This is a genomic window from Adhaeribacter sp. (assembly GCF_057359045.1).
The window spans coordinates 1-4847 of sequence record NZ_JBMQUD010000137.1 but is presented as its reverse complement, the minus strand read 5'-3'; the positions used below and the strand labels follow the sequence as shown (position 1 = coordinate 4847).

At 45.1% G+C, this 4847-nt stretch carries 3 protein-coding genes and 1 pseudogene; 1 reads left to right on the top strand and 3 read right to left on the bottom strand.

The window, feature by feature from the left end; genetic code table 11:
• Positions 1-216, bottom strand: a pseudogene (locus ACO1R6_RS21730) (hypothetical protein); the annotation flags it as partial.
• A gap of 402 nt (positions 217-618) precedes the next feature.
• Between ACO1R6_RS21730 and ACO1R6_RS21725 the strand changes: the two are divergent.
• Positions 619-2145 carry a TROVE domain-containing protein gene (locus ACO1R6_RS21725; protein WP_486267256.1) on the top strand — a complete coding sequence of 509 codons (1527 nt, stop codon included), beginning with the start codon at positions 619-621 and terminating at the stop codon, positions 2143-2145.
• A 717-nt stretch (positions 2146-2862) separates the two neighbouring features.
• Here the strand turns inward: ACO1R6_RS21725 and ACO1R6_RS21720 are convergent.
• The gene (locus tag ACO1R6_RS21720; RefSeq protein WP_486267254.1) at positions 2863-3771 is read right to left on the bottom strand and encodes a hypothetical protein; all 909 of its coding nucleotides are present in this window, start codon (positions 3769-3771) and stop codon (positions 2863-2865) included.
• A gap of 317 nt (positions 3772-4088) precedes the next feature.
• A partial coding sequence (locus ACO1R6_RS21715) for a sensor histidine kinase (RefSeq protein ID WP_486267252.1) occupies positions 4089-4847 on the bottom strand: 759 nt, incomplete at its 5' end.

Below are 4847 nucleotides of genomic sequence, written 5' to 3'. Positions count from 1 at the left end.
GGTCCGGTAACCATTTATAGTAATTTCAGCGTCTGTTGGCTGAACCAGCCCTTTAAAAAACTCAGGTGTTTTAGTATTGTAAGCCTCTACTTCCGCTAAAACACGCGCTTCAATTATATCTTTAACCGTTACAATCTCCTTATTCAGGGCAACTTCAATCTCATTCAGAACCTTTCCGGGAAAAGTTTCATCTTTAATTGTTATATAATATTTCATAAAGTAAATACATCTAGTTTTGTATAAATCCTAAATATAAAAAAAATTATATATTTACTACTGTATTCTCTTAAAATTTATTCGATTTAATAAATAATTGCGGCTTAGTTCTTTTAGAACTTATTTAGAGTTTTCGTAAAATGAGCCGTTAGCCGCCATTGGTGGTGTTATCACCGCCAATTTGATAGCCACCGCCTGACCTCTTGCCGGTGAAAACGTATGGCAAGGGCGCTTTTTTAAACTAACATCAAAACGCTAAACAACTTCTTATTTAAAATTTTAAATAGGCAAACTTTTACCTTCTCATTAACACTAAAAAAATAATTTCAAAAATTTTTCCACTACGCAAAAAGACTGCGCAGGAGCCTCCCAATTTTGAATCGTTAACTAAAACAAAAGGTTATGCGATTCAATTTTTTAAAACCAAAAGCAACGCCAGCACCGGCTACCCAAAACCACGAAGGTGCGCTGGCCTGGGAAATGGATGCCCGTACACAATTGTATGCGGCCGTAGTTACAGCGGCCTTGCAAGATAATTTCTACGAGAAAGCCGATGGCCGCCTGCAACGGATTAAAGAACTGATTGCGCAAAACGACCCGGTTTTTGTAGCCAAATTGGCGGTGTATACCCGCACGCACATGCACCTGCGCAGCGTACCATTGGTTTTGGTAGCCGAACTGGCCCGCCTGCACACCGGCGATAGCCTGGTAAGCCGCACCATTGCCCGGGTAATTAACCGCGCCGATGAAATAACCGAACTGCTGGCTTACTACCAGTTTAGCAACCAACGCCAGGGTACCAAAAAACTAAACCGCCTCTCTAAACAAGTACAGAAAGGCCTGGCCCTGGCTTTTAATAAATTTGATGAGTACCAGTTTGCCAAGTACAACCGCGTGACCGAAGTTAAACTCCGCGACGCTTTGTTTCTGGCGCACCCCAAAGCCAAAGATGCGCCGCAGCAAAATTTGTTCGATAAAATTGTAAACAACACCCTGGCCACGCCTTACACCTGGGAAACCGAATTGTCGGCGCTGGGCCAGACTAAATTTGAGAACGAAGCGGTGCGCCAACTGGCTTTTAAAGGTAAATGGGAAGAACTGCTGGATAGCGGCCAACTGGGTTACATGGCCTTGCTCCGCAACCTGCGCAATATGCTGGAAGCAAACGTATCGGGCAGGCACGTAGAAAATCTGTGCGCCTACCTGGCTAACGAAAAGGCGGTACTAAATGCCAAACAGTTGCCGTTCCGGTTTCTGGCGGCTTACCGCGAGATATCAGCGCTAAAATCTTTTTATACGGCGCGGGTACTGTCGGCCTTAGAAGCAGCGGTACAAGTTAGTATCCGGAACGTGAAAGGTTTTGGCAACGGCGTAAACGTGGTTATTGCCTGCGACGTGTCGGGTTCTATGCAACAGCCGGTATCGGCGCGGAGCAAAATATTGCTTTACGATGTAGGCTTAATGTTGGGTATGCTGCTGCAGCACCGCTGCCGGCAAGTGGTTACGGGTATGTTTGGCGACCGGTGGAAAGTAATTAATTTGCCCCAAACCAATGTGCTGGCCAATGTGCAGGAGTTTTACCGCCGCGAAGGCGAAGTGGGCTATTCTACCAATGGTTACCTGGTAATCCGGGATTTGCTGCAACGCCGGGTAGTAGCCGACAAAGTAATGCTCTTTACCGACTGCCAGCTCTGGAACAGTTCCGGCGACGGCGGCCACCTGGCCCGCGAATGGCAGTTATACAAAAGAGTGGCACCAAAGGCCCGGCTTTACCTCTTCGATTTGGCGGGTTACGGCCACGCCCCAATCCGGTTAATGCCCCACGACGTGGTATTTATCGCGGGCTGGTCGGATAAGGTATTTGAGGTGTTGGCGGCAGTTGAAAACGGCCAAACTGCTTTGGCGGGCATTGAAGCCTTGGATATTTAAAGATAACCAGCCGGTGTCGTAGAGGGGTGTTACTTCGGTAAAGCCTAAATCAGGTGAGCAGGTTCAAATCCTGCACGCTTTAAAAAGCGAAACATCCGTCGGTTTTTACCCGGCTGGCTTTATTCACAAAAGTGGTGCCGTAGTTAGGAGTTACTTCGCCTGTCACGCTGTGGGTCGTGGGTTCGAATCCCACTATTCTGTAAAGAATATAGCTCAGTTGGTAGAGCAACATATAGTCTCCTGGCGTTAGTTGCCCACTTTTTTAATTTATGTAAAACTTAAAACGGTGCCGTAGGCAGGAGTTACTTCGTTCCAGTCCTGTAATATCGGTTCGACTCCGGTTTTCCGGGCATTGCCCGGGAATAGTTTAAAGGTAGAACACAGGAGTTAGTCTCCTACCGCTTTTAGCCCGTTTTAAAATATAACGTGCCGTAAAATAGCGTTACTTCGTCTTCCAAATGTAAAGCCGCTGTTTGTTAGTTGCCGTTATAAAAGCAGGTGCCGTACGTAAGCGTTACTTCGACTCTTAATCGGGAGGTCGCCGGTTCGAATCCGGCCAGTGCAAGCTGTAGCTCAGGGGTAGAGCTCCAATGTACGTTTGCGGCTTTTTGCCCTGCTTTTTTTCTGAACAAAAAAGGCCTCCCAATGATATGGTGCGGCCTTTTTTATTTGATGTAAACAAGCATTTTGCTGGATTATTTACCAGCCAACGTGGGCTTAGTTAATTTTAACCTTTAAAATATTGGCGTTGCCTTTGCCCCCTTCATTAGAAATATACAAGTCGCCGGTGGGGCTAAAGGTTATGCCTTCGGGTTGGTTAAAGGCGCTTTTACTTAATTTATAACGCGCTTTTATGGCCCCGCTGCTGTTTAGGATTAAAAGTTGCGGATTGGTGGCTTCGGTTATGTAAATATTGCCGTTTATTGGGTTTACCGCAATTTCAGAAGGTTGCAGGGCTTTGTTAGTGCCCTGGCCTTTGCTTTCAGCAAAAACCGGGTCGGCCAGGTTTAATTTAATTACTGGCTCAGCCTGCAGTTTCTTCGTTTTTAAATCAAAAGCGTAAATCCCTTTGTAGGTTTGGTTACTGGTTTCGGCACCTTTTATGGCCAGCAGCAAGCGGTTATGTTGCCGGTCGTAGGTAAGGCCTTCTACATTATTTTTAGCAGTTAAAGGCGTATCGTACATTTGGGTAACCGGCGAGGAGGCGGTATAATCTTTCACTTCAAAAATTTTACCGTCGCTGCGCATTACGTAAGCGGTTTTACCCACCAGGGCCAAGCCCTCATAATCGCCGGCCGCGCCAAACTTAATTTCTTTTTCAATTTTAGCCGTGTTGGTGTTATAAATAAAGATGGTACCGTCTTCGTCTTCTACACAGGCAAATTTATGGTCGCCCAAATACACAATACCCGATACTTCGTTTAAAACGGCGGGCAAATCCCATTTTTGCAGCACCGTTACCTGATCGGAGGCCGGCTCGTCGGCTTTCTTTTCTTTTTTACCTTTATCTTTTTTAGGTTCGTTCTGGAATACATCGTTTACCGCCTGTCGGGCCTGGGTAGTATCGCAGGCCAAAACCGAAAAGCTTAAAAGCAGGCTGCAGAATATTTTATTTAGCTGTTGCATATAGTTTTATTTTAAGGTAAAGAGTAACCCCGGTAGCTTCTATTTTGTTTTGCCCTGGGTCAATCTCAATGGTTTAAACCGCTTCATATTGGTCGTCTGCCGGAATACAGGATGAATGTAAAGATGCGTTGTGTACCCCTAATCCGCCCCCAATGGTAATACCAGTAGGTTAGTTAGCTTCATCGGCTTTCTCTCAATTTTAGCTTTATTTCCAACACAAAATTAGGAACCAATACTGGAAAGAATCTGGAAGAATATTTTTCTTGCCAATTGTATTTTTTATAACTGCTTTATGCCGGGTTATCGCGGGCAAGTTGTTACAAATTTTGGACATCAGGCGGTTCGGGCTTAAAATTAACCGTCCAGAGGTGATGTTGCTGGAATGCGTAGCTCACCTCAAAATGATATAAATCGGCGATGGCTTTTACAATGGGTAAACCCAAACCGGTAGAATGTCCCGAATTATTGTCTTTGTAAAAACGGGTAAATATTTTCTGCTGGTTCAGGGGTTGGGCTTTGCCGGTATTCTGAATAATAAGCTTTTCTGAACTAAGGGTAATCTGAACAAAGCCCCCCGGCTGGTTGTGCACAATGGCATTTTTTATTAGGTTCAGGAACATAATAGTAGCCAGATCGGCATTGAGGTGCTGGCGGCAGGGCGCTTCTTCGTGTAAAGTAAGGCTTACCTCGCGGTACTCGGCCTGATCGGTTAAGTCATCTACTATTTTCCGGAGCAAGGCATTTATATCTACTTCTTCTACGGCCGTAAACTGCTTATTTTCTATGCGGGAAAGTAACAAAAGAGATTTGTTTAGCCGGGTAAGCTGTTCCAGGTGCTGCATAACCGCGGCAATCTGGCCTACCTGATTGGGGTTTAAATGATTATTCTCGACGAGTAATTCTAATTTATTCAGGCTAATGGCCAAGGGGGTTTGGAGTTCGTGGGCAGCGTTTTCAATAAAATTTTTCTGGCTCACGTAAGTATTTATGTTGCTTTGCAATAATTTCTGAACGGTGTTATTTAACAAATTAAACTCCTCTATATCGGTTTTATCCGGCAAAATGGGTCGGGGTTC

Excerpts from the sequence above, each read along its gene's own strand:
- ACO1R6_RS21725 (WP_486267256.1), top strand. The coding sequence starts at position 619 with ATGCGATTCAATTTTTTAAAACCAAAAGCAACGCCAGCACCGGCTACC.
- ACO1R6_RS21720 (WP_486267254.1), bottom strand. The coding sequence starts at position 3,771 with ATGCAACAGCTAAATAAAATATTCTGCAGCCTGCTTTTAAGCTTTTCG.